This window comes from Mesotoga prima MesG1.Ag.4.2, assembly GCF_000147715.2.
Taxonomy (GTDB): Bacteria; Thermotogota; Thermotogae; order Petrotogales; family Kosmotogaceae; genus Mesotoga; species Mesotoga prima.
In genome coordinates this window covers 603921-625980 of record NC_017934.1, presented here as the reverse complement: position 1 = coordinate 625980, position 22060 = coordinate 603921, and the positions used below count along the sequence as shown (strand labels likewise).

General features: G+C 44.4%; 22 protein-coding genes, 3 tRNA genes, 1 other RNA gene and 1 pseudogene. 21 read left to right on the top strand and 6 right to left on the bottom strand.

Features of this window, described 5'->3' with window-relative positions:
• Positions 1 to 3 precede the first annotated feature (3 nt).
• The 9 genes from THEBA_RS03015 to guaA all read left to right on the top strand — a co-directional run bounded on the left by THEBA_RS03015 (position 4) and on the right by guaA (position 7342).
• Complete coding sequence (locus tag THEBA_RS03015) at positions 4 to 513, top strand: Gx transporter family protein (RefSeq protein ID WP_006492210.1); 510 nt, start codon at positions 4 to 6, stop codon at positions 511 to 513.
• Complete coding sequence (locus THEBA_RS03010; RefSeq protein WP_014730388.1) at positions 501 to 1064, top strand: Maf family nucleotide pyrophosphatase; 564 nt, start codon at positions 501 to 503, stop codon at positions 1062 to 1064. Before THEBA_RS03015 ends, THEBA_RS03010 begins: the two co-directional genes overlap by 13 nt.
• 16 nt (positions 1065 to 1080) lie before the next feature.
• Complete coding sequence (gene radC / locus THEBA_RS03005) at positions 1081 to 1746, top strand: RadC family protein (protein WP_039882959.1); 666 nt, start codon at positions 1081 to 1083, stop codon at positions 1744 to 1746.
• Positions 1743 to 2291, top strand: coding sequence for an HDIG domain-containing metalloprotein (locus tag THEBA_RS03000; protein WP_006492206.1), 549 nt, complete (start codon positions 1743 to 1745; stop codon positions 2289 to 2291). The genes radC and THEBA_RS03000 overlap by 4 nt, the downstream gene beginning before the upstream one ends.
• Positions 2292 to 2325: 34 nt before the next feature.
• Positions 2326 to 3075 carry a deoxyribose-phosphate aldolase gene (gene deoC, locus THEBA_RS02995; protein WP_006492205.1) on the top strand — a complete coding sequence of 250 codons (750 nt, stop codon included), beginning with the start codon at positions 2326 to 2328 and terminating at the stop codon, positions 3073 to 3075.
• Position 3076: 1 nt separating this feature from the next.
• The gene (locus THEBA_RS02990; protein WP_014730386.1) at positions 3077 to 3706 is read left to right on the top strand and encodes a cyclodeaminase/cyclohydrolase family protein; all 630 of its coding nucleotides are present in this window, start codon (positions 3077 to 3079) and stop codon (positions 3704 to 3706) included.
• Complete coding sequence (gene tgt / locus THEBA_RS02985) at positions 3699 to 4844, top strand: tRNA guanosine(34) transglycosylase Tgt (protein ID WP_014730385.1); 1146 nt, start codon at positions 3699 to 3701, stop codon at positions 4842 to 4844. The genes THEBA_RS02990 and tgt overlap by 8 nt, the downstream gene beginning before the upstream one ends.
• A 4-nt stretch (positions 4845 to 4848) precedes the next feature.
• Positions 4849 to 5676 (top strand): hypothetical protein, encoded by an 828-nt coding sequence (locus THEBA_RS02980; RefSeq protein ID WP_006492202.1) that lies wholly within the window; start codon positions 4849 to 4851, stop codon positions 5674 to 5676.
• 160 nt (positions 5677 to 5836) lie between these two features.
• Complete coding sequence (gene guaA / locus THEBA_RS02975) at positions 5837 to 7342, top strand: glutamine-hydrolyzing GMP synthase (RefSeq protein WP_006492201.1); 1506 nt, start codon at positions 5837 to 5839, stop codon at positions 7340 to 7342.
• A 177-nt stretch (positions 7343 to 7519) separates the two neighbouring features.
• Here the strand turns inward: guaA and THEBA_RS02970 are convergent.
• From THEBA_RS02970 to THEBA_RS02960, 3 genes are all read right to left on the bottom strand, one after another.
• Positions 7520 to 7594 (bottom strand) — tRNA-Gly (locus tag THEBA_RS02970).
• Positions 7595 to 7613: 19 nt separating this feature from the next.
• Positions 7614 to 7698, bottom strand: a tRNA-Leu gene (locus THEBA_RS02965).
• Positions 7699 to 7774: transfer RNA gene (locus tag THEBA_RS02960), tRNA-Lys, on the bottom strand.
• Positions 7775 to 7947: 173 nt separating this feature from the next.
• Between THEBA_RS02960 and THEBA_RS02955 the strand changes: the two genes are divergently transcribed.
• The 7 genes and pseudogenes from THEBA_RS02955 (at position 7948) to THEBA_RS02930 (ending at position 14070) form a co-directional block, all read left to right on the top strand.
• The gene (locus tag THEBA_RS02955; protein ID WP_014730384.1) at positions 7948 to 8733 is read left to right on the top strand and encodes a type III pantothenate kinase; all 786 of its coding nucleotides are present in this window, start codon (positions 7948 to 7950) and stop codon (positions 8731 to 8733) included.
• Positions 8711 to 10054, top strand: coding sequence for a B12-binding domain-containing radical SAM protein (locus THEBA_RS02950; protein ID WP_041928067.1), 1344 nt, complete (start codon positions 8711 to 8713; stop codon positions 10052 to 10054). Before THEBA_RS02955 ends, THEBA_RS02950 begins: the two co-directional genes overlap by 23 nt.
• The gene (gene folK, locus THEBA_RS02945) at positions 10047 to 10577 is read left to right on the top strand and encodes a 2-amino-4-hydroxy-6-hydroxymethyldihydropteridine diphosphokinase (protein ID WP_014730382.1); all 531 of its coding nucleotides are present in this window, start codon (positions 10047 to 10049) and stop codon (positions 10575 to 10577) included. The genes THEBA_RS02950 and folK overlap by 8 nt, the downstream gene beginning before the upstream one ends.
• Positions 10574 to 11083: a hypothetical protein gene (locus THEBA_RS02940; RefSeq protein ID WP_014730381.1), complete on the top strand. Its 510-nt coding sequence runs from the start codon at positions 10574 to 10576 to the stop codon at positions 11081 to 11083. The genes folK and THEBA_RS02940 overlap by 4 nt, the downstream gene beginning before the upstream one ends.
• Positions 11073 to 11951, top strand: a pseudogene (locus tag THEBA_RS02935) (TIGR01212 family radical SAM protein); the annotation flags it as partial. The gene THEBA_RS02940 and the pseudogene THEBA_RS02935, both read left to right, overlap by 11 nt.
• A 31-nt stretch (positions 11952 to 11982) precedes the next feature.
• Positions 11983 to 12310: RNase P RNA component class A (rnpB, locus tag THEBA_RS13935), an RNA gene on the top strand.
• Between the two features lie 17 nt (positions 12311 to 12327).
• Positions 12328 to 14070, top strand: coding sequence for a YgiQ family radical SAM protein (locus THEBA_RS02930; RefSeq protein WP_014730379.1), 1743 nt, complete (start codon positions 12328 to 12330; stop codon positions 14068 to 14070).
• On the opposite strand, the gene THEBA_RS02925 is transcribed toward THEBA_RS02930, so the two are convergent.
• Positions 14002 to 15276, bottom strand: coding sequence for an ArsB/NhaD family transporter (locus THEBA_RS02925; protein ID WP_014730378.1), 1275 nt, complete (start codon positions 15274 to 15276; stop codon positions 14002 to 14004). The genes THEBA_RS02930 and THEBA_RS02925 overlap by 69 nt on opposite strands.
• Before the next feature lie 124 nt (positions 15277 to 15400).
• Between THEBA_RS02925 and THEBA_RS02920 the strand changes: the two genes are divergently transcribed.
• Positions 15401 to 16801, top strand: coding sequence for a Do family serine endopeptidase (locus tag THEBA_RS02920; RefSeq protein ID WP_014730377.1), 1401 nt, complete (start codon positions 15401 to 15403; stop codon positions 16799 to 16801).
• A gap of 113 nt (positions 16802 to 16914) precedes the next feature.
• On the opposite strand, the gene fabZ is transcribed toward THEBA_RS02920, so the two are convergent.
• Entirely contained in the window at positions 16915 to 17322 is a 408-nt protein-coding gene (fabZ, locus tag THEBA_RS02915; RefSeq protein ID WP_014730376.1) for a 3-hydroxyacyl-ACP dehydratase FabZ, read from the bottom strand.
• Positions 17323 to 17452: 130 nt separating this feature from the next.
• Between fabZ and THEBA_RS02910 the strand changes: the two genes are divergently transcribed.
• The 4 genes from THEBA_RS02910 to fabF are packed head-to-tail and all read left to right on the top strand — an operon-like array spanning position 17453 to position 20835.
• Positions 17453 to 18406, top strand: a complete 954-nt coding sequence (locus tag THEBA_RS02910; protein ID WP_014730375.1) for a nitronate monooxygenase — start codon at positions 17453 to 17455, stop codon at positions 18404 to 18406.
• The gene (fabD, locus tag THEBA_RS02905) at positions 18400 to 19335 is read left to right on the top strand and encodes an ACP S-malonyltransferase (RefSeq protein ID WP_014730374.1); all 936 of its coding nucleotides are present in this window, start codon (positions 18400 to 18402) and stop codon (positions 19333 to 19335) included. Before THEBA_RS02910 ends, fabD begins: the two co-directional genes overlap by 7 nt.
• A gap of 26 nt (positions 19336 to 19361) precedes the next feature.
• On the top strand, positions 19362 to 19610 hold the full coding sequence (gene acpP / locus THEBA_RS02900; RefSeq protein ID WP_014730373.1) for an acyl carrier protein: 249 nt from the start codon (positions 19362 to 19364) through the stop codon (positions 19608 to 19610).
• Position 19611: 1 nt separating this feature from the next.
• The gene (fabF, locus tag THEBA_RS02895; RefSeq protein WP_014730372.1) at positions 19612 to 20835 is read left to right on the top strand and encodes a beta-ketoacyl-ACP synthase II; all 1224 of its coding nucleotides are present in this window, start codon (positions 19612 to 19614) and stop codon (positions 20833 to 20835) included.
• 123 nt (positions 20836 to 20958) lie between these two features.
• On the opposite strand, the gene trmB is transcribed toward fabF, so the two are convergent.
• A complete protein-coding gene (gene trmB, locus THEBA_RS02890; RefSeq protein ID WP_014730371.1) occupies positions 20959 to 21915 on the bottom strand; it encodes a tRNA (guanosine(46)-N7)-methyltransferase TrmB in 957 nt (318 codons plus the stop codon).
• Between the last annotated feature and the right edge of the window lie 145 nt (positions 21916 to 22060).

Genomic DNA, 22060 nt, shown 5'->3' with positions numbered 1-22060 from the left:
ATGATGGAAGCAAAGAGAGTTACTACACTATCGATGTTAATGGCGATAGGGTCTGTTCTTTATCTTCTGGAAAGCCTAATACCGTTTCCACTTCCAATCCCGGGAGGAAGATGGGGCTTTTCCAATCTTGTCTTAATCATAGCGCTGGCCGGCTTGCCTTTCGGCGACATCCTGACTCTTTCAATAGGCAAGAGTATCATCGGAAGTTTGCTGGCAGGCAGACTCGCTACTCCAGGTTTTCTAATGGGAGTTGCAGGCGCAGTTTCGTCCGCAGCAACCATGTGGCTTATGAACAAAACCGGAAAGTTTGGTCTATTTGGAATAAGTGTAGCAGGCGCAGCGATTAGTAATTTCTCACAGCTAATGGTAGCTTCTTCGCTTATTATTAAGAATATAGAGATCATCTTTCTTTACCCCTATATGTTGGTACTTGGATCGATTTCCGCTTCAATTAATGCTTATGTAGCATTTGAAGTCATAAGAAGGATGGGTGATTCACTTTGGCAAGACTAATACTCGGTTCCTCTTCTCCAAGAAGAAGGGAGCTTCTGCATCTACTGAGGGTCTCTTTTGAAGTCATACCTCCAAAGGGAGTAGAGGAGAATCTTTCAGAAAGATTCTGCGAAAAGGAATTGTGCGAACTTTCTCACTTGAAGGCCAAAAATGTCATGCTTAGAAATCCTTTTTCCACTGTAATTGCAGCAGACACGGTAGTCGTTCTTGATGGACTTGTTCTTGGAAAACCATCTTCAGTGGAAGAAGCCTATGAAATGCTGCTTGTCCTCTCGGGTAGGACTCATTCTGTCTTCACCTCAGTTTCCGTAATGTACGAAGAAAGCGAATTCAGCTTTGTGGAGAAAACTGACGTAACATTTAGAGAGGTTCCATCGGAAGTCCTCAAAGAATATGCTGAAAGCGGTCTATCACTTGACAAGGCTGGAGCTTATGGAATTCAGGATTATGGTGCTCTTTTCGTGAAGAGCATAGCAGGTGACTTCTATAATGTGATGGGACTTCCAATAGGAAGATTGTGGCATGAGCTACACGCGCGGGGGGTAATCTGAATTGGAAGGCCAGATAATGCCTAGAGAGAAACTGCTGGATAAGGGCGCTGGCGCGCTGTCGAACAGCGAATTAATCGCGATTCTTCTTAGAACAGGAATCAAAGGAAAAGATGTACTTCAGCTTAGTGAAGAACTTCTTGGCTACTATGGCTCTCTAACGGCTCTTCTTTCTGCAGAAGTTAACGAACTACTGAATACAAAAGGCCTTGGAAAAGCAAAGGCAGTTTGCTTGAAGGCCGCTCTTGAGCTGGGACAGAGGATCTTCAGAGAAATGACTGAGAAAACGAAAGTTCGGCTGGATGAACCTGAAGGTGTCTACCATCTTTGCCACGATATGGCCTTTATGGATAGAGAAACCGTAAGAGTAATTTCCCTAGACAGCAAACTCAACTACAGAGGATTGAATACGGTTAGTGTGGGATTACTGGATTCCTCACTTCTTCATCCGCGAGAGGTCTACAAACCTGCAATAAGCAGGATGGCCGCTGCAATAATCCTGGTTCATAACCACCCTTCCGGTGATCCATCTCCTAGCAAAGAAGATGAAGGTGTTACTTCAAAGATAAGGGAAGCCGGAGAGACGCTAGGAATCAAAATGCTTGATCACGTTATAATAGGAAGCGGTACATTCTATAGTTTTGCAGCAGGAAGAACATTTAAAGCGGAGGTGGCAGAAAAATGATTTCAAGAGATCACGCAATGCAGTTAATAATGAACAACATACAATCTAAGAATCTTATTAAGCACGTGCTGGCCACCGAGGCGGTAATGAGAGCCCTCGCAGAACGACTCGGCGAGAATGAAGATGTTTGGGCAATGGCAGGTCTTCTCCACGATCTTGATTACGAATTCACTAAAGACAACTTCGATCAACATGGTCTTAAGACTGTTTCAATGCTTCAAAACGAAGACTTGCCCGATGAGGTCAACGATGCGATTCTTGCTCACTGTGAAAAGAAAGATCGGGTCAAGCTAATCGAGAAAGCAATATATGCTGCCGATCCGGTTACAGGATTCATAGTGGCCGCAGTTCTCATTAGAAAGGGTAGCAAACTCTCCGACATTGATGTGGATTTTCTAAAAAACAGGTTCAAAGAAAAGTCATTTGCAAGAGGTGCCAGCAGAGAGCAAATGGCCAGTTGTTCGGAATTTGGAATGTCTCTCGAAGATTTCCTTTCTCTTTCTCTGAAAGCAATGCAAGAAATATCTGTTGATTTAGGTCTGTAGTCTAGAGAATATTCTGGTATAGAGAGGTGATGCCATGCTTAAGGCGATAATCGAAAGAGAAGTTAGAAGGTACAAAGAGGAGTATTCTCCTATCAAGAGAGAATTACCGGAGAACCTTAATATTGCCAAATTCATTGATCATACACTCTTGAAAGCAGATGCCACTCCAAAGATGGTGGAGAAATTGTGTGAAGAGGCAATTAGGTTTGAGTTCTGGAGTGTTTGTGTGAACACTGGGTATCTTCCTCTGGTTAACAGGTCTCTCAGCGGTAGTACAATAAGAAAAACTGTGGTTATAGGGTTTCCGTTAGGCCAGATGTCAAGAGAAGTGAAGGGATTTGAGACATCCTGGGCATGTGACAATGGGGCGGACGAATTCGATATGGTAATTAATGTTGGTTTGCTGAAATCTGGAGAGTACGAAAGCGTATTTGATGACATAGCTAAAGTGGTAGAATCGGCTTGTGGAAAGACTGTTAAGGTAATTATTGAAACATCGCTCCTCACAGAAGAAGAAAAGATCGTTGCTTGCGTTATTTCGAGAGAAGCAGGTGCCGCCTTTGTGAAGACCTCGACCGGTTTCTCCGGCGGAGGGGCAACGGTAGATGATGTATCGTTAATGAAATTCGTCGTGGGAGACGCTTGCAAAGTTAAGGCTTCCGGAGGGGTTAAATCGAGAGAGGAAGCTCTCGCAATGATTTCTGCCGGAGCAAGCAGGATTGGTACTAGTTCAGGGATCAATATTGTGTCAGAAGGATCAAAAGAGAATTGGGGGGGTTATTGAGATGGATTTCTGCACATTATCGTTAAAGGACTTCTTGAAGAAAGTCGCTGAAAAATCCGCAACTCCTGGTGGGGGAGCAGTCGGAGCAGTTGTGGCAGCGCTCGCAGCCTCTCTTGGCTCCATGGTTGCAAATCTCACTATTGGAAAAAAGGGTTATGAAGACGTAGAAGGTCACATGGAATCTTGTTTAGAGGTATTCGAATCGGAAAGCAATTATCTGTGTGACTTGATGAACCGAGATATTCAGGCTTTTGATCAGGTGTTATCTGCGTATAAGTTACCAAAGGCTACCGATGATGAAAAGAATGCAAGAGAAATGAAAATTCAGCAAGCCTTAAAGACAGCTATCGAGGTCCCTTTTGACCTTGCCAGGAGATGTAAAAACATTATCGTAAATGTTGAACGTCTCGCGAAATGGGGCAACTCCAGTGTTCTTTCAGATGCGGAGAGTGCTGCCCATCTTCTTCTTGCAGTTCATAGAATCGCCAAGGCAAATGTCATGATTAATATGAAATCCCTAAAGGACCCTGATTACGGTGCATGGATAAACGAAGAGATGAAACAACTTGAAAAACAGATTGATTTCTCATACAACAAGATAATTGAGATAATCGGGAAACGTAATGGTTGAACTGAAACTCAAGGCAAAGAGTACGGAATCAAAAGCTAGAACCGGGGTAATCGTCACGCCTCACGGTGAATTCGAAACTCCGGTTTTTATGCCTGTTGGCACAAACGGAACAGTTAAGGGATTATGGCAAGATCAGTTGGAGGAGCTTGACGCGAGGATCATACTTGGAAACGCGTTTCACCTTTTCTTACGTCCCGGGCTGAATGTTCTCAGGAACTTTGGTGGGCTTCATAAATTTATGTCGTGGAAACATTCGATTCTGACTGACAGCGGTGGATTCCAGGTCTTCTCTCTAAAAGAAAAAAAGATTACCGACGATGGGGTAAAGTTTCGGTCGCCTCTTGATGGTAGAGCACTCTTCTTTACTCCTGAGCTTTCTTCAGAGATTCAGGAGGCGATTGGATCGGATATTGCCATGGCCTTCGATGAGTGTGTTGAACCAAGCGCAAACAAAGACTATGTAAGACAGTCAGTAAAGAGAACTACGGTTTGGGCGGAGAGATTTCTGCTTTCTCACAAAGGGCAAAGTATGCAGTCTCTCTTTGGTATAGTCCAAGGGGGCTTTTTTGGTGACCTGAGGGAAGAAAGTGCCGCTAGAATTACTTCACTTGATTTTGAAGGTTTCGCTCTTGGCGGACTGAGCGTTGGAGAGGATTTCCAAACGACGGAAAGAATTTTGTCGGGATCTGTAAATTTATTACCTGAAGAAAGACCAAGGTATTTGATGGGGATAGGTTCTCCAGAACTCATAATGGCCGCCGTTGAAAACGGCATAGATATGTTCGACTGTGTTCTTCCGACCAGGTTAGGAAGGCATGGAGCGGCTTTGACATCGAATGGAAGAATCAATCTTAAGTCCTCAACAAACAAGGAAGACAAGAGACCCGTTGATCCCGATTGCAGTTGCAAGGTTTGCTCGACATACAGCCGAGCATACATACACCATCTTTTCATAAGGGATGAGATTCTTGGAAAGATCCTGTTAAGCTATCACAATATTAGTTTTCTTATGCAGTTTGTGAAAAGGATCCGACAAGCTATACTTGACGATAGACTGGCCGAATTCAAAGAACATTGTATTGAGACTGGCCTAATTCAAACAGAGAACCTTAAGACTTCTGAAGAACGTATGGGGTGATAAGATGAAGAAGCTCCTGATTCTGATCGTTGTGTTTTTTTGTGTTGTTACTGTGGCAATGAATCCCTTCCAGCTTCAAACGGGTGGAAATGGTATCCTTGCAGTAGAGTATGATTCGGGATTTGGCAGTCCTTCTGATTTGTATGGGATAACTAATTCAGCTTTCTCAACGCACTTCGTTGAACTGACTACGGTTGCCTCTCCCTCTTCAAATCAACGTGCTCTCTACCTGCATCTCTTTGAGGATTCAGATGATGGAATGGCAGGGATGCTTCAATACTACATGGACACTGAAAATGCATCGAATGTTAGATCACTTAGCTACACAATATCGGGTGCGCTTGGCCCCTTTACGGCTTACGGGGCGGATTTTGAATTAAACATGACGACCGCCACGGCAACAACCTACGGTGTCTCAGTCAGGGGAGGTATCACAGGTAAGGCATATGAACTGATTGAATACATAGTTTCCTTCAGCAGCGATTTGTGGAACAGTGGTTCCTCCGTAAGTTCAGTCGATCTGCTCGCTGGGATAAGATTTGTTCCTGACCCTTTTATGATTGGACTTGAATTAGGCACAAGAGAGGGGATGGCAATAAAATATCTGGGTCTTTCGACTCAGTATACATACAACAATCTCTTTTCTGCTCGTGCTGGAGTATCTATGAACGCTGATCTTTTAAGTAACATAGATTTCATTGTTGGCGGAGGCATGGAAGTAAGGGTTGGAGATATGCTGATAACAGCAGGGATTGGCACTAACCTTACCAATAAGATTGAATCTTTTAGCTTCAGCAGGAACTGGAGTGTCGGCCTGCTTGGCCGATGGTGATAATGCCTGCGTCGCCAGACGTGTCGCGTTTGCCTTGAGATTCCTCAAGAGAACTATTCGGCTGATTTTCCTGATCTAGTCGATGGTTCATGGTAAATATGCTGAACCTTTTCTGCTGGAACTACTTTAGGATTTATTTGGCTCTTTTTTGGGAGGCCGTATGGATAGAATAGCTGTTATAGACTACGGATCGCAGTACACACTTCTTCTTGCAAGAAGGATTCGGGAGATGGGCGTCTTTTGTACAGTTGCAAGTCCAGAGGAATTCAAAGTCGAAAGCGAAATTAAGGGAGTAGTTCTTTCAGGGGGACCTCAGAGTGTCTACGAGGAAGGCGCGCTCGGTTTTCCTAAACAACTAGAAGGTTTTCCAGTTCCAATAATGGGCATTTGCTACGGGATGCATCTCCTTGCGAAAAAGCTTGGAGGCGAAGTCCGAAGCGGTGCACTTGGCGAGTACGGACTTACAAATGTGTCTATGGACAACGAACGTTTTCGTGACATACCAGAAGAAATAGTAACGTGGATGAGTCATGGAGACGAGGTTACGTCGCTTCCAGCTGAATGTAAGGTAATAGCTAGAAGCAAGAACGGCATAACTGCAGGTTTCTCCAACGGAAGAGACATCGCTTTTCAGTTTCATCCAGAGGTTAATCACACTCAGTTTGGAACAAATCTAATCGAAGATTTCGTATTTAATGTCTGTAATGCCTCTCGAAACTGGAAACTTAGCGCTTTTGCTGAGCGCAAAGTTGAAGAGATCAAGAGGATCGTTGGCAGCTCGAAAGTAGTTGGAGGCCTTTCTGGCGGCGTCGATTCAACCGTTGCAGCGGTCTTGACCTCTAAGGCAGTGGGTGATGCGTTTACTGGGATTTTTGTAAATCATGGACTTATGAGAAAGAATGAAGATATAGAAGTCTGTGAAGCTCTTAGAAGCCTTGGTATAAAACTGATAAACGTTGATGCTTCGGAAGAGTTTTTTCGAGAGTTAAAGGGAATTGACAATCCCGAAGAAAAGAGAAAGATCATTGGAAAAACATTCATAAAAGTCTTCGAAAGAGAAGCAAACAAACTGAATGCGAGCTTTCTTCTTCAGGGTACAATCTATTCCGACGTAATAGAATCAGGAGCCGCTTCGAAAAACTCCGCAAAGATCAAGAGCCATCACAACGTTGGTGGCCTTCCTGACAAGATGAATCTGAAGCTTCTGGAACCTATAAGAGAGCTTTTCAAAGACGAGGTCAGAAATTTAGGATATTCTCTAGGAATTGAACCGTCTTTACTGACCAGGCAGCCATTCCCCGGTCCAGGTCTAGGCGTGAGAATAATAGGCGAGGTTGATTCTGAGAAAGCGAGAATCCTGAAGGAAGTTGATTCGATATTCATGGATGTTCTCAGGAAATCAGGTGAATCAGAAAAGATCTGGCAATCATTCGCTGTTCTGCTTCCCGTCTTCAGTGTTGGTGTTAAAGGCGACAAGCGGTCATACGGTTATGTTGTAGCACTGAGAGCGGTGAATAGCTCAGAAGGTATGACTGCGTCTTGGCACGAACTGCCTCATGAGATCCTCAGAGAAGCCTCTTCGCGAATAACCTCAGGAGTAAGGGAAGTCGGAAGGGTTGTCTTCGACATAACAGACAAGCCGCCTGCAACAATAGAATGGGAGTAGAATATGCGAAGCTCACTAAAGAGAAAACAGTGGCTGCTCACTCTCAAAATGAAACTGCTCTCAAAAAACGAAAGACAATCGTTATAGAAACTCTGGGCAAGAGTCAAATGTGTTCTCTTGCTTCCTGTAGAGGCAACAAGTGCGCTCAAAAAATAAAGACGCCGTTCGGCGTCTTTCTGGAGCGGAAGACGGGGTTCGAACCCGCGACCCCCTGCTTGGCAAGCAGGTGCTCTACCACTGAGCTACATCCGCAAATGAAAACTAGTCTCTCTGGTGCGAGAGGAGGGACTTGAACCCTCACAGGTCTCCCCACTGGATCCTAAGTCCAGCGCGTCTGCCAATTTCGCCACTCTCGCTGGTGACTCGCGCGGGATTCGAACCCGCGACCCCCTGATTAAAAGTCAGGTGCTCTACCTGCTGAGCTAGCGAGTCGCTCCCACTTTCAGTCTCCAGCCTGCGCTGGCAGAAAGATTATATCATCACATCATCTGCCTATCAAGTGGAGAGAATTATTAAGAAACTGTGAAAGAACAAGCGCTTCTTGAAGCCTCCACAAGTAGCAAGAGTTGAAGACTGATGATACTATCTACTTAGGAGGTCATAACATGGTTTTACTTGCTGACATTGGTAATACAACAACGGTTCTAGGACTTACCGGCGAGAAGAGCATTGAGGAAGTCTGGAGACTCCCCTCATCAAGAATAGAGACTGAAGATGAACTCTTTGTTATCCTTGATGGGCTTCTTAGGATTAAGGGTTACTCTGTCGGAGAAATAGATGGCCTGTGTGTTGCAAGTGTTGTTCCTAGGTTGAACAGAACAATTAACTACTTCACAAGAAAGTATCTTCCGAAACCTGCAGTCTTCTTGAGGCCGGATAGATTTTTCCCTTTAGGGCTGAATACGGATAACCCAGCCGAGATTGGGGCTGACCGACTTGCCGATGTCTTAGGGGCAAAGGAATGCTATGGAAACAATGTGATAGTTGTCGATGCGGGGACAGCAATTACCATAGACATCGTCAAAGACGGTAATTTTGTGGGAGGAGCAATCCTTCCGGGGCCTGGGACAGCAATGTCCGCACTTTTCTCGCATACCGCAAAACTACCGGAAGTGGAGCTCTTCTTCGAAGACCACTACTTTGGAACTAATACAGAAGACAACTTGAGAATCGGTATTGTAAACGGAACATACTTCGCAATTCAAGGGATTATTGACAATATTATCGAGAAATTCGAAGAAAAGCCAACAGTTGTGGGTACAGGCGGGAATATCGATCTCTTCTTAATTGAGGGAGGTTTGATAGAAATCGCTGATCCGAATCTCACACTCAAAGGCTTAAGTTTCTACTATAACAGCGTGAAACCATTTGAAGAAGATACTACTTGTTAACCCGTGGATAGAAGATGTGTCGGCCTATGACTATTGGCTAAAACCATTAGGTCTGCTGTACATTTCTTCACTCCTGAAGCATATCGGGATCCAATCAATTCTAATAGATTGTCTCGATAGATATGATGATGAATTGATCACCTTTTCTCCGAAATTCGGAGAGAAATATTACGGAACGGGGAAATTCCTTGAAAGCGAGATACCAAAACCCCGGTCTATTGCCTCGATACCCAGGAGATTCAAGAGGTTTGGATTTCCCGAGGAAGTATTGAGAAAGAAAATAAGACAGGTAAAGAACGTTGATTGTGTCTTTGTCACTTCAATGATGACTTACTGGCATTATGGAGTACACGATACTATTAGAATTATTAAGGATGAAATGCCCTCGGTTCCAGTGGTACTTGGAGGAGTTTATGCGACACTCCTTCCCGAACATGCCCGGCGGTATTCCGGAGCAGACAAGGTTTGCCCCGGAACTGGAACGGAACCACTCAAAAAGGCTCTTGGTTTCCTGGGAATCAATGAAACACTCGATTTTGACTGGTTCGACGAACTTGATCCAGACTATTCAGTTTATAAATCTGCAAGATATGCCGTGTTGATTTCGAGCCTTGGCTGTCCGTTCAAATGCACATATTGTGCCAGCAGCCTCCTCTGGAACAGCTTCGTGAGAAGAGACCCGGTGAAGACTGCCAGGTTCGTCAAGCATCTTACTGCATCAAAGGGGCTCTCAGATATCGTCTTCTTTGACGATGCAATTCTTGTAGGTAGTGGTTTCAAGAGACTTATGGAGGAGTTCGAGCGTGTTGGAATCAAGGCGAGATTTCATCTGCCAAACGGCGTTCATGCCAGGTTTGTCGATAGAGAAACCGCCGATCTCATGTACATGAACAATTTCAAGACGATAAGAATCGGTTTAGAGACTTCCGATCCGGCTATGCAGAATTCCACAGGCGGAAAAGTCAATCTGGACGATATATTCGTAGCGATTGAGAATCTTTCGGCGGCTGGATTCACTTCTCGAGAGATCAGCGCCTATATTATGGTTAACCTTCCAGGCCAGAGCGAAGAAGACGTTCTGACTTCTCTTAGAATCTGCGAAGAACTAAGAATTAGCCCCAGTCTCAACGAATTCACGCCCATTCCTGGAACGGTGCAGTGGAAAGAACTAACCAGTGGAGGCGTATTCGACGAGGATATCGACCCACTCCTTTTGGACAACTCGATCCTTCCATATTGGTGGAAGGAGGGCTTTTCTCCTGAGGCTGTTCAAAGGCTGAAAGAGAAAGCGTGGTCATTAAGGAGAAGGTTAAATGACTAAGGATCTTTTCTTAGGCTTTGGGAGTAACATGGGAGAAAGACTGAATCTCATAATTAAAGCCTTTTCAATGCTAATAGAAAGGGGAATCACGCTGCAATCAGTATCATCGCTCTACTTGACAGAACCATTAGGCATTATCGAGCAAAATGAATTCTTGAACTGTGTGGGAAAATTCGAATTCAAAGGTGATCCACACTTCTTGCTTGAAGAGATTAAGGCAATCGAGAGGTCTATTGGAAGAGTTGAAAGGTTCAGGTGGGGTCCGCGAGAAATCGACATCGATATTCTGCTCTTTGGAGAGATGATTCTGACAACTGATAAGCTTTCTATACCCCACAAAGATATAATAAGAAGGAAATTCGTTTTGGTCCCTTTACTCGAAATAGACGAAGAACTCAGAGACCCAAGAGACAACAGTCTCTTTTCGGATCATCTTGAAAGCCTTGGTAAAGAGGGATGGCCTGAGCTCTTCTTAGAAGCAGTTCTTTTTGAAAAACTAATAGAATTAGAGGTGAAGAGATGAAAATACGAAAGTTCAGCATAATTGTAATAGTGGTTCTAATTACGACCTTGTTTTCCTCCTGTAGTGCCTCAAAATCAGAACTCGTACCCGGAAAGTTTGCGGGATTCGCGCTAAGCGACTATATGGATATCTCTACTTCGGTTAGTGTTGGCGGCATGATCTTAGGGATAGAACTGAATGAAGATACTCTGCTTCTCCATAAAGAGTTTGCTAAAGGCACAAAGGAATTCAATGTTTACGTAGCAAAATTTGAGAATGCTTCAAGAGCCACGGGTTTCTGGTATGACTTTGTTAGGGAAGTTTCAAATGAAATCAGATCAGTCATAAGCGCGATTCCATGGATCTACGGAGAATTCTCCGGTGAAGTCGGCGAGAGCTTCATGAAGTCGTGGTTTTCCGGTAGATGGCTGTACGTTTTTCTGGGAGACAATAGCGAGGAAGTAGACTCTGCGGTAAGAGCCTTCAAAGAGTTTGAGAAGAGTCTGGTGAGATCAGTTGAGTCATAAACCATACAATGACCTCAAGACTCATTTGAAATCACGGTATGGAGAACCCGTTCAAAGAGTTCCCCTTGATGCAGGCTTCTCATGTCCCCACAAAGTAAATGGAAAAGGTGGCTGCATATACTGTGATTCCTCGGGAAGTGGTTTCACAGTAGATTCGACTCTCTCGTTAAGAGAGCAGCTCGAAAGTAGGATGGAATTCCTTAGAAAGAAAGGTATCAGGAAATTCATGGCATATTTCCAGGCCAACTCAAATACCTTTGCCCCTGTCAAGAAATTACGACAGCTTTACAGAGAGGTTATTGTTGATGACGTTGTCATCCTCGACATTTCTACCAGACCCGATCTTGTCTCTGACGAGGTTCTAGATCTACTTGAAGAATTCACTTCTGACGTTGATGTGATTCTTGAACTCGGTCTTCAGAGTATCAATCCCAACACTATCAAAACCATTAACAGAGGTCACACTCTGTCGCATTTTATCGATTCGGCACTGAGAATTAAGAAAAGAAGAATCGATTTGGTTGTACATATGATATCGAATCTTCCCTGGGATACTGAAGAGGATGTGGCGGAGGCTGCAAGACTGATCTCTGTACTCGGCATAGATGGCGTCAAACTCCATTCTCTATACGTAGTCGAGGGCACTGAACTTGCAAGAATGTATGAAGCAGGTGAAGTTAAGATAGGAAGTGTAGATGAATTTCTGGAAAGAGTAGTGGTATTTCTGGAGCATCTAGACTGGAGAGTCGTTGTACACAGACTTGTCTCAGACCCTCCTAACGAAGGAACAATGTTTGGAAATTGGGGAATGTCAAAAATCAAGCTATTGAATATGTTAGAAAGAAAGATGATAATTGAAGGTAGATACCAGGGAAGCAAGGCTCTATTTTATAGATCGGGAAGCGAAAAGAGTGACCGCGGAAAATCCGAGGAAAGTCCGGACTCCATGGGCAGGGGCGCTGGGTAACACCCAGGGAGAGTGATCTCCGGAAAGGGCCATAGAAAATTAGACCGCCTTCGGGCAAGGATGGAAAGGTGAGGTAAGAGCTCACCGGCTGTCGGGTGACCGGCAGGTCAGGTAACCCCCGTCTGGAGCAAGTCCAAGCAGAAAGGGTCTGAGGATGCCCACCGATTCCCTTTCGGGTAGGATGCTTGAGGGTCATGGTAACATAACTCCGAGATAGATGGTCACGAGAACAGGATCCGGCTTACGTTTTCGCTTCCCGGTTTTTTTGGAGTGCCTAATGAATATTCCGATGACTAGGAGCGATATGGTCGAGAGAGGACGGGAATATCTCGATGTTATTCTAATAACGGGCGATGCATTTGTTGACCATCCTTCTTTTGGAACGGCGATGATTGCAAGAGTGCTGGAATCACACGGCTGGAAAGTAGGTGTCATTTCGCAGCCCGACTGGCGAACAAACGAAGACATCTCAGTGTTGGGTAAACCTGCTCTGTTCTTCGGTGTCACCTCTGGTAACGTTGATTCAATGGTTGCAAATTACACATCGACTGGAAAGAAGAGAAGGAGCGACGATTACACTCCTGGAGGTTTTGGTGGAAAGAGGCCGGATCGGGCAACGATTGTTTACTCAAATTTGATTCGGCAGGTCTTCAAAGAAACTCTTATCATTCTCGGTGGAATAGAGGCCAGTCTTAGAAGGTTTTCTCATTTTGACTGGTGGAGCAACAGAATAAGAAAATCGATCTTGCTTGATTCCAAAGCAGACTTGCTGGTATATGGAATGGGTGAAAAGCCTATCTTGGAAATTGCAGACAAGATCTCGAAAAAGAGAGAAGTCCCAACAGATGTTGAAGGAACGGTTTTTTGGTCCAGCTCTAAACCCGCAGGAATTGAATTGCCATCTCATGAAGAAGTATCTCAGGACAAGAGGAAATACTTTGAAATGACAAAAGTAATGCATGAAGAGACAGACCCGGTAAGGGGACGCCAGTTGTTCCAGCTTCAAGACAACCGATACGTAGTCCAGAACAAACCGCCCAAAGTCGCGTCAGAAGAATTAGATGCTTACTATTCCTTGCCGTTTACCAGAAGAGTTCATCCGGTTTCGCTTTCAAGGGGAAGGGTGAAAGCATTAGAGACTGTACGTTATTCTGTGACAAGTCATAGGGGTTGTTATGGACAATGCAACTTCTGTGCAATCGCTTTTCATCAAGGTAGAACCGTTGTTTCCAGGAGTGAAGATTCAATAATTCAGGAGATATCTGCATTCACCAGAGACGTCGGATTCAGGGGAACTGTTACTGACGTGGGTGGCCCTACTGCGAACATGTACGGTTACGAATGTTCTATAAAGGAAAAAGTCGGTGCATGTGCAAAAAAGAGATGCCTCTTTCCAGAGGTGTGTAGTTCTCTAAAGCTAGATCATTCTAGATATCTTAATTTACTCAAGAGAATAAGAAAGATACCTGGTGTGAAACATGTTTTCGTATCATCTGGAATCAGATATGACCTCATTCTAAAAGATAAAAGATCCGGAAGGGATTTTCTCAGAGAGCTGTTGCAGAAAAACGTTTCCGGTCAGTTGAAAATTGCGCCAGAGCACACAGCGCAGAAAGTCCTTGAATACATGGGCAAACCCTCTAAAGATGTTCTCTTAGATTTTCTCAAAGAGGTTAGGCTTGTTTCTAGCGGGAAGTGCCACATTATAGGCTACTTCATAGCGGCTCACCCGGGATGCACAAAGGAAGACATGATGGAACTGAAGAGGTTTGTCAAGAGAGAAATGCACTATAACCCCGAGCAGGTGCAGTTGTTCACACCGACACCGGGAACCATCTCCACAGCAATGTACTTCACCGAAATGGCTTCAGAGAATGGCGACCCAGTTTTCATTGAACGATCGACAGGCGGAAGAAACAGACAGAAGGAAATTCTGGTACGAAAAGAGATTCTAGATAGAAAACCTGACAAGAATGTAGAGGGTACCGGCAACAAGCGTAATAAGCGTGATAGGCATTGAGAACCTAAGAAAATCGCCATAAGTGAGTCTTTCCTTTGAATGCTTTTCTATTAACCCAACTCCTACCATATTGGCTGCAGAACCAGCTATTGAAAAGCTCCCACCCAGACAGGCCGAAATGGAGATCACCCACCAAATATCTGCAGGAACGCCGAACTTAGTTGTCATTTCCTGAATCACTGGTATCATGAAAGTTACCGCAGGAACTGCTCCTATAAAGCCGCTCATTATAGCCGACAGCCAATAAAGCGTCAAGAACAACACTATTTTGTTGCCAGAAAGGGAGCCTAGCAAATCGGAAATCACAGAGGTGATACCGACCTCCTTGAGTGCAAATGCAAGGACAAACAGGCCCATGAAGAAAAATATCGTATCCCATTCTATATCTTCGGAAAGATGCGAAAAGCTCTTTCCGTTAAGAATCATAGCCGCTGCTGCACCTGCAAGAGCAATAAGAGAGGGCTCCACTCCGATCAAACCGTGGAGAAGAAATCCCACAATTATTGCAAAGAACACAGCTAGTGACTTGTAGAGTGCTGACTTTGAAATTATCGCTTTCTTCGGATCCATATTTGCTATACGCTGAAGCTTTCCGCCCATTTCTCTGTAATCTTTGAAAACGCGTCGATCAAGGTAGATTAGCGCAATTATCAACGCAAATAGTGTAATCGGCCCATCAATTCTCATGAAATCCATGAATCCGAACCCACTTGCCGAGCCAACAAGTATGTTTGGTGGATCACCAATCAAAGTTGCCATCCCACCGATATTTGCCGCGAGAACTCCTGCAAGGATGAAAGTGCGAGGAGAAACCTCCAAAGCATCTGCTACAAGAAAGATTATCGGTGCAAAAAGAAGAATTGTAGTGACATTATCTAGAAAAGCAGAAAAAAGTGCAATTGTAACGACAAAGAATATCAACAAAGCTCTCACATTACCCTTAGAAAACCTTACTACGTGAACAGCCACAAATTCGAAGAAACCAGTCGTCCTCAAAGTGCCAACAACTATCATCATTCCAATTAGAATACTGATAGTATTGAAATCAATAAGATAGCCGAGTTCCTTCATATCGAAGTCAGGTATAACTTTAGACAAAAGTATTAGAATTCCAGCAGCGAATGCAACTGTTGATCTATTAAACTTACCAGAGATTATCAGATAATAAGCGCTTATGAAAACCACTAGAACAAACAACCACTGCAATTAGCTCACCTCTGGAAGACATAACTTTATCAGTATATCACCTTCTCATTTTTTGAACAACGAATTCCTCTGCTCAGTCAAATTCATACCGGAGTAGCCAAAATAATGAAGGAGGTCAGAGTTTATGAGAAAAGTTCTTGCAGTTCTTGTTGTAGTAATTCTGTCAGTGGCTTCTCTGGCCCTGGTCAACGAAGGCTACGAGAGCCCAATAACCAACGTAGTCCAAGCAGCAGGACCAGCAGTTGTCAAAGTCGATGTAGAGGCCACTAGAAAATATTCAATCCCCGATCCTTACGGTTTCGAGGATTTCTTCAGGCGATTTTTCGGAGAGATCCCCGGTCAGAAGGTAACCGGGGTTGGCTCGGGTTTCATCTTCAACAAGGATGGGTATATTTTCACCAATGAGCACGTGGTTTCAGGCGCGGAAAAAATCACGGTTTCTCTACTTGATGGAAACACCTACCCGGCCAAATACATTGGCGGAGACGAGGAGTTGGACATTGCGGTGATCAAGATCGATCCCGATGGGGTTGATCTCCCCACTGTTGAACTTGGTGACTCAGACGCACTGAGAATCGGCGAGTGGGCAATTGCTATAGGGAATCCTCTTGGTCTTAAGCACACAGTTACTCTCGGAGTGATAAGTGCGGTAGGAAGGCAGCTGCCAAAACCAGATGGCAACGGAGTATATTCTAATCTAATTCAGACAGATGCCGCGATTAATCCCGGTAACAGCGGGGGGCCTTTGCTGAATATTCATGGCCAAGTTGTCGGAATAAACACTGCCATAATCGCTCCTGAAGTTGGAACCACCCTTGGATTCGCAATTCCCATAAACGTAGCTCTTAGATTTGTCGATTCAATTATCGAGACCGGATCTGTGCAGAGAGCATATCTTGGGGTCTATATGGATACGGTCACTGAGGAGGTTTCTAGATCCCTTGGACTAAAGGTTGACAGCGGAGCATTAATTACAGATGTGGTTCCCGGTTCAGCGGCAGAGAAGGCCGGAATAAGGCCACAGGACGTTATTATTGGCTTTGAGAGTCTCGAGATCACAAACTCAGCGGAGCTTAGGGCGGCAGTATTGAACTACCCTGCAGGCTCCGAGGTGAAGATTACAATAGACAGATTCGGAGATAGAATCGTACTTACCGCTGTTCTAGGATCGCTTGCTCAAGAAAGCGCGTCTTCAGCAACAGAAGACATCGGAGCAAGACAGGCTTTTGTGAGCTCACTCGGTATATCGGTTTCTGACATAACTCCCGGCGATAGGGAACGTCTAGGAATATCTCAGGAATTTAGAGGCGTGATAGTGAGAGATGTAGATCCAGAAGGAGTAGTCTACAGGTTGGGAATAGGCCCGGACGATATAATTACTCGTCTGAGCATAAATGGCAATCAAGAATCGATCGAGAGCGTCAGCGATTTCGAGAAGTATACTGAAAACATCAAGAAAGGGGACTACGTAGCGTTCTTTGTTTACAGAAACGGTGTAAGATTCGTAGCTTCTTTCCAGCTCTAAAACGAAAATGCCGCCACGCTTTGACTGGTGGCGGCTTACCCCCTTAATCCCCTGTGCAGGATTAACGCCTAGATTATAGCACAGGGGTTTTTTCTTTCCAAAACCACAATACATTATATTGATGAAACAAGCAGAATAGCTTTCGCAGCTAGTTTTCCTTCAGCATATGCAGATGTTTCCAGCTTAGCGACGTTCATCCTACTGTCGATCAATTTGACAGAGTACTCAATTCTGCACGGCGGACGTACTATGGTCTTGAAACGAGCTCTTTCTATTCCTGCAAACAACGGTGTTTCATTTGGTTTCAGCAAAAGAATTCCTGCAGTCTGAGCAAGGCCTTCAAGAATCAGCACACCTGGATAAATCGGATAACCAGGAAAATGACCCTCAAAAACAGGATCGTTTTCTAGCAAATCTCTGAAAGCAAGTATTTCGGAATCGGTCATCGAAATCACGCCATCGACAAGAAGAAAGGGCTCCCTGTGGGGTATTCTTTCCTTTACAAACTCCTTGTCTCTCACAAATCACCTCCGTTTGATTTTCGAACTGTTCACTCTCCAGCAGTCCTAGATTCAGACAAAAATGCTGCAAAAGGTCCTGGTATGTTGTTGCTTTTCTTAAACCAGCATACTTGTGCCAGGAGGATCAACTTTGAATCAGCAAAGACAGTCGCTAACCGAAATGCTTGGAATCAAATACCCCATTCTTCAAGGAGGAATGGCATGGATCTCGGAACATAACTTGGCTGCAGCAGTTTCCAATGCCGGTTGCCTAGGCATAATTGCCGGAGGGAATCTTTCTCCAGAGGATCTACTTTATGAGATTCGCGAGACCAGAAAATTAACTTCAAGGCCCTTCGGAGTCAACGTAATGCTGCTTTCTCCATATGCGCAGGAACAGATAGAGATAATCTGTAGAGAAAGAGTTCCCGTTGTAACTACTGGGGCAGGCAGTCCATCCAGCTTTATTGAAAAGTTGAAGACGGCGGGAACTAAAGTGATTCCCGTGGTCGCCTCTTCCGGGCTCGCTAGAAGGCTAGAGAGACAGGGAGTCGATGCAGTGATTGCCGAAGGAATGGAAGCGGGCGGCCACATCGGAAAGGTTTCAACAATGGTATTGGTTCCAGCAGTTGTTTCAGCAACGAGAATCCCAGTTATTGCAGCAGGCGGAATTGCTGACGGAAGAGGATTAGCAGCATCCCTAGCACTTGGAGCTAGTGGTGTTCAGATGGGAACAAGATTCATCTGCACGACTGAATGTAGGGCACATTCTAGATACAAAGAACGGATTCTGTTATCAAATGAACTAGACACCGTCGTTACGGGCAATTCAAATGGTCATCCTGTAAGAGGATTTAGGAACAGGCTAACAAGACACATTGAAGAACTAGAAAAGCAAGGCTCTGGATTCGAGGAAATTGAAAAAATAGCTGTCGGAGCTCTCAAGAGAGCTGTCGAAAATGGTGACATAAATGATGGTTCCATGATGGCCGGTCAATCCTGCGGGCTTATTGGAGAAATCCTTGATGTTTCACAATTAGTTCAGTCAATAATTGATGAGGCGGAAGAAACAATTCGATTCCTGGGAGGCATAAAGAAATGGTAGCATGGATATTTCCCGGACAGGGAAGCCAATACGTTGGCATGGGTAAGAGTTTTTGCGATGAAAGCCCTTTGTTCAGAGAGTTTCTTGAACTATCCGGACAGTTGCTGGGTTTTGACATGTTAACAATGATGCTCGAGGGGCAGGAAGACGAACTAAAGCTCACGCATAATGCCCAACCGGCTATTCTTTCGCTAAGTATAGCCATTTCCGATGCTCTTATTGAGAGGTGGGGAAAACCCGACATTTGCGCCGGATTATCGCTGGGTGAATTCTCTGCTCTAGTTGTAGCGGGCACACTTAGATATGCCGACGCACTTCGTCTTGTAAGGTTGAGGGGGACAGCTATGCAACAAATGATGTCTTCAGAAGATGGAACGATGGCAGCGATAATTGGTCTTCCAGAAAAAGTAGTCGAAGAGATCTGCCTTGAGATTTCTTCGAGCGAAGAGGTTATTGTAGCCAATTACAACTGCCCAGGTCAAGTTGTAATTTCAGGGTTATCAGAAAAAGTTCGAAGTGCTATGAACAAGGCAATGGAAAAGGGAGCGAAAAAATGTGTGGAGCTTTCAGTGAGTGCTCCTTTCCATAGCCGATACTTGCGTCCAGTTGGAGAAGTTTTGAGAGAGTTCTTGAATGGCATTGATGTCAAGCCTCCGGAAATCCCAGTTATCTCAAATGTTACCGGAGGGCTTTTTCCTAAAGATCCAAACGCGATAAGAGAGTTGCTAATTGAACAGGCTTACAGCCCTGTCAAATGGGAACAATCCATTAGAAAGATGATCGAACTAGGTGCAGATCGGTTCGTTGAAGTGGGGCCTGGAAAAGTGCTTAGTGGGTTTATGAAGAAGATAGACAGGAGTGTCTCTGTAGAAAGCACAGAAAACGAAGGCCTTGGAATACTTAAAGAACTACAGGAAATCAAGAACTGAAAACTAAACTTTGAGAGGTGAGCACAGTGGAAAAAACATCAACAATTCAGGAAAAAGTGATCTCAGTCGTTGCAGATTGTCTGGGAATGGAAGCTGGTGAAATCAGCGGTAATTCGAGATTTATTGAAGACCTCGGTGCAGATTCACTAGACTTGGTAGATCTTGTCATGGAGCTTGAAGACAAATTCGAAGTTCAAATCAGTGATAGCCAGGCGTCTAGCTTCAGGACCATTGATGATGTTGTCAAATTCATAAGCACGCTCGATGAAAAATAGGATGAAAAGAGTCGTAGTTACTGGAATGGGGGTTATTAGCTCGATCGGAACTAATCTGACAGAATTCTGGGAATCGCTTAAATCTGGTACCTCGGGAATAGACTGGATAAGTACATTTGACGTGTCCGAATATGGGGCAAAGGTTGCCGGTCAGGTTAAGAATTTCGATCCAACTAAATACATGGATAGAAAAGACGCAAAGAGAAATGCAAGGTTTGTCCAGATGGCAATCGCGAGCGCAAGTGAAGCGTACGATGATTCCGGACTGGGGAATAGCCGAATAAACTCAGAAAGAGCGGGGGTAATTTATGGCGTGGGACTTGGCGGAATGGATGTGATAGAAGATCAACATTCTGTTCTAATGAACAAAGGTCCGTCAAGAATCAGTCCCTTCCTTATCCCTATGACGATAGCAAACATGGCACCCGGACTTTTGGCGATTCGCTTCAATTTCAGAGGCACGAACTTCACCCTTTCCACAGCATGTGCCTCGGCAACCAATGCAATAGGTGAAGCTACAAGGCTTATTAGAGCCGGAATTCTCGATATTGCCATGACGGGGGGTTCGGAAGCCACAGTAACACCTCTTGCTCTAGCCGGATTTTCGAATATGAACGCTCTTTCACGTGGAACTCCTAAAACTGCTTCCAGACCGTTCGATCGTGATCGTGATGGATTTGTTATGGCTGAAGGATCGGCAACATTGATCATAGAAGAGTATGAACATGCCATGAAACGTGGTGCTATGATCTACGGAGAGGTCGTTGGTTACGGCTCAACCGACGACGCATTTCACATTACTTCACCGGAAGAGTCCGGAGACGGAGCGTACAGAGCGATGAAAATGGCTTTAGAAGAAGCCGGAGTTGATCCCTCAGAAGTTGACTACATCAATGCTCATGGTACTTCGACTCCATTAAACGACCTAATGGAAACCCGAGCAATTAAGCGTCTATTTGGAAATCGACAAGACTTGAACATTAGTTCGACGAAGTCGATGGCCGGTCACGCACTAGGTGCAGCAGGAGCCATAGAAGCTGTCGCAACTCTACTCTCAATGAAAAATTCCTTTATTCCACCCACTATAAACTATTCGAGTCCTGACCCAGAGTGCGATCTGAACTATACTCCGAACTTCGGAGTTGAAAAAGAATTACATTTCGTACAGAAGAATTCCTTTGGATTTGGAGGTCATAACGCTTCCCTTCTCTTCAAGAAGCTGTAGGTTGCCTGTTCCGGGTGGGGTGCTGAAGCGCCCCACTTTTTCATAGCTTGGAAACTGTTTCTTTGTAGAATGAGCTTTCGTTTTCTATTTGACCAATAACAATATAGGCAATAACTGAGAGATCTAATGATTTTGGTCTCCACCAGGATCTTTCTTCGCGATTTTCTCTGACAATACTCTCAGAGCAAACTTTACAGCCTTAGTCCTGAACGGTCTTGCTTGGCTATCCAGTTTGATGAGCCAACGATTCCCTCTCCTTGATAGGTTTACGTAGAATCGCTGGGAGAAGTCCCTATCGACTGTTAGCGTTTCAATCAAGAAGGTATTGCGGTCCATATTTCTGTACAGCCCCATGAATTTCACAAAAATCTCATTTTTCGAAAAACTCTTCCCGTCGACTTTCTGAAGAGATTTCTCGTCAATGTCATCGATCCACAAGTTCGACACACGAACCACGTCCTCTTCACCATTTATTTCGCATTTGATTCTTACGCATTTCATCCTAAAGATCTCTTTACTCATATCCAGCCATTTCTTCTCGTATCTTGTTCCTACTCCGACCGTAGGATTCACTTCAAGGACTGGATCATCGAAACAGTTCGTCTTTCCAACTTCTCCAAACATTTCATGAACAAACTCTTCTGAATCCGAATACAGCTGGAAAAAACCGCCCTTTTTTAGCACTTTGGCAATCTTCTCAATGAAACTAACTGTATTGAGCCTCCGTTCTGAATGTCTCTTTTTTGGCCACGGACAAGGAAAATTCATGTATACTCCCGACATTGAATCTTTAGGAAGTATGTTTCGCAGAGCAAAAGATGCATCTACAAGCAGTGCGCGAACATTTCCAACATGATTCCTTGAGATTGATTTCAAAAGCTTTTTGGCACTTATCATTGATAGCTCAACACCAAGATAATCGGCATTGGGGTTCTCAATTGCCTTCTGAAGTATGAATTCTCCGCTTCCAAAACCAATTTCTAAGAAAGTCTCTCTCTTTCTTCCAAAGATATTCTGGAGATCAAGAGGAAGTTTATATTCCGTACAATCCACATAGTTAAGGAGATAGTGTTCACTCATGCTTTCGCCCCGCCCACAAATCAGACATTTATTTCAACCAAATTTTCTTGCTTGACAAAAAGCATTCTAACGCAACTGTGCATCAATTTCTACATTCAGCTTTTTGCGATTGGATCGCATCATCATCCTCCGATGGTATAATTAT

Bases quoted from the DNA above. Each gene is read 5' to 3' on its own strand.
- THEBA_RS03015 (WP_006492210.1), top strand. From the start codon at position 4: ATGGAAGCAAAGAGAGTTACTACACTATCGATGTTAATGGCGATAGGG.
- radC (WP_039882959.1), top strand. From the start codon at position 1,081: ATGCCTAGAGAGAAACTGCTGGATAAGGGCGCTGGCGCGCTGTCGAAC.
- THEBA_RS03000 (WP_006492206.1), top strand. From the start codon at position 1,743: ATGATTTCAAGAGATCACGCAATGCAGTTAATAATGAACAACATACAA.
- deoC (WP_006492205.1), top strand. From the start codon at position 2,326: ATGCTTAAGGCGATAATCGAAAGAGAAGTTAGAAGGTACAAAGAGGAG.
- THEBA_RS02990 (WP_014730386.1), top strand. From the start codon at position 3,077: ATGGATTTCTGCACATTATCGTTAAAGGACTTCTTGAAGAAAGTCGCT.
- tgt (WP_014730385.1), top strand. From the start codon at position 3,699: ATGGTTGAACTGAAACTCAAGGCAAAGAGTACGGAATCAAAAGCTAGA.
- THEBA_RS02980 (WP_006492202.1), top strand. From the start codon at position 4,849: ATGAAGAAGCTCCTGATTCTGATCGTTGTGTTTTTTTGTGTTGTTACT.
- guaA (WP_006492201.1), top strand. From the start codon at position 5,837: ATGGATAGAATAGCTGTTATAGACTACGGATCGCAGTACACACTTCTT.
- THEBA_RS02955 (WP_014730384.1), top strand. From the start codon at position 7,948: ATGGTTTTACTTGCTGACATTGGTAATACAACAACGGTTCTAGGACTT.
- folK (WP_014730382.1), top strand. From the start codon at position 10,047: ATGACTAAGGATCTTTTCTTAGGCTTTGGGAGTAACATGGGAGAAAGA.
- THEBA_RS02940 (WP_014730381.1), top strand. From the start codon at position 10,574: ATGAAAATACGAAAGTTCAGCATAATTGTAATAGTGGTTCTAATTACG.
- THEBA_RS02930 (WP_014730379.1), top strand. From the start codon at position 12,328: ATGAATATTCCGATGACTAGGAGCGATATGGTCGAGAGAGGACGGGAA.
- THEBA_RS02920 (WP_014730377.1), top strand. From the start codon at position 15,401: ATGAGAAAAGTTCTTGCAGTTCTTGTTGTAGTAATTCTGTCAGTGGCT.
- fabD (WP_014730374.1), top strand. From the start codon at position 18,400: ATGGTAGCATGGATATTTCCCGGACAGGGAAGCCAATACGTTGGCATG.
- fabF (WP_014730372.1), top strand. From the start codon at position 19,612: ATGAAAAGAGTCGTAGTTACTGGAATGGGGGTTATTAGCTCGATCGGA.
- trmB (WP_014730371.1), bottom strand. From the start codon at position 21,915: ATGAGTGAACACTATCTCCTTAACTATGTGGATTGTACGGAATATAAA.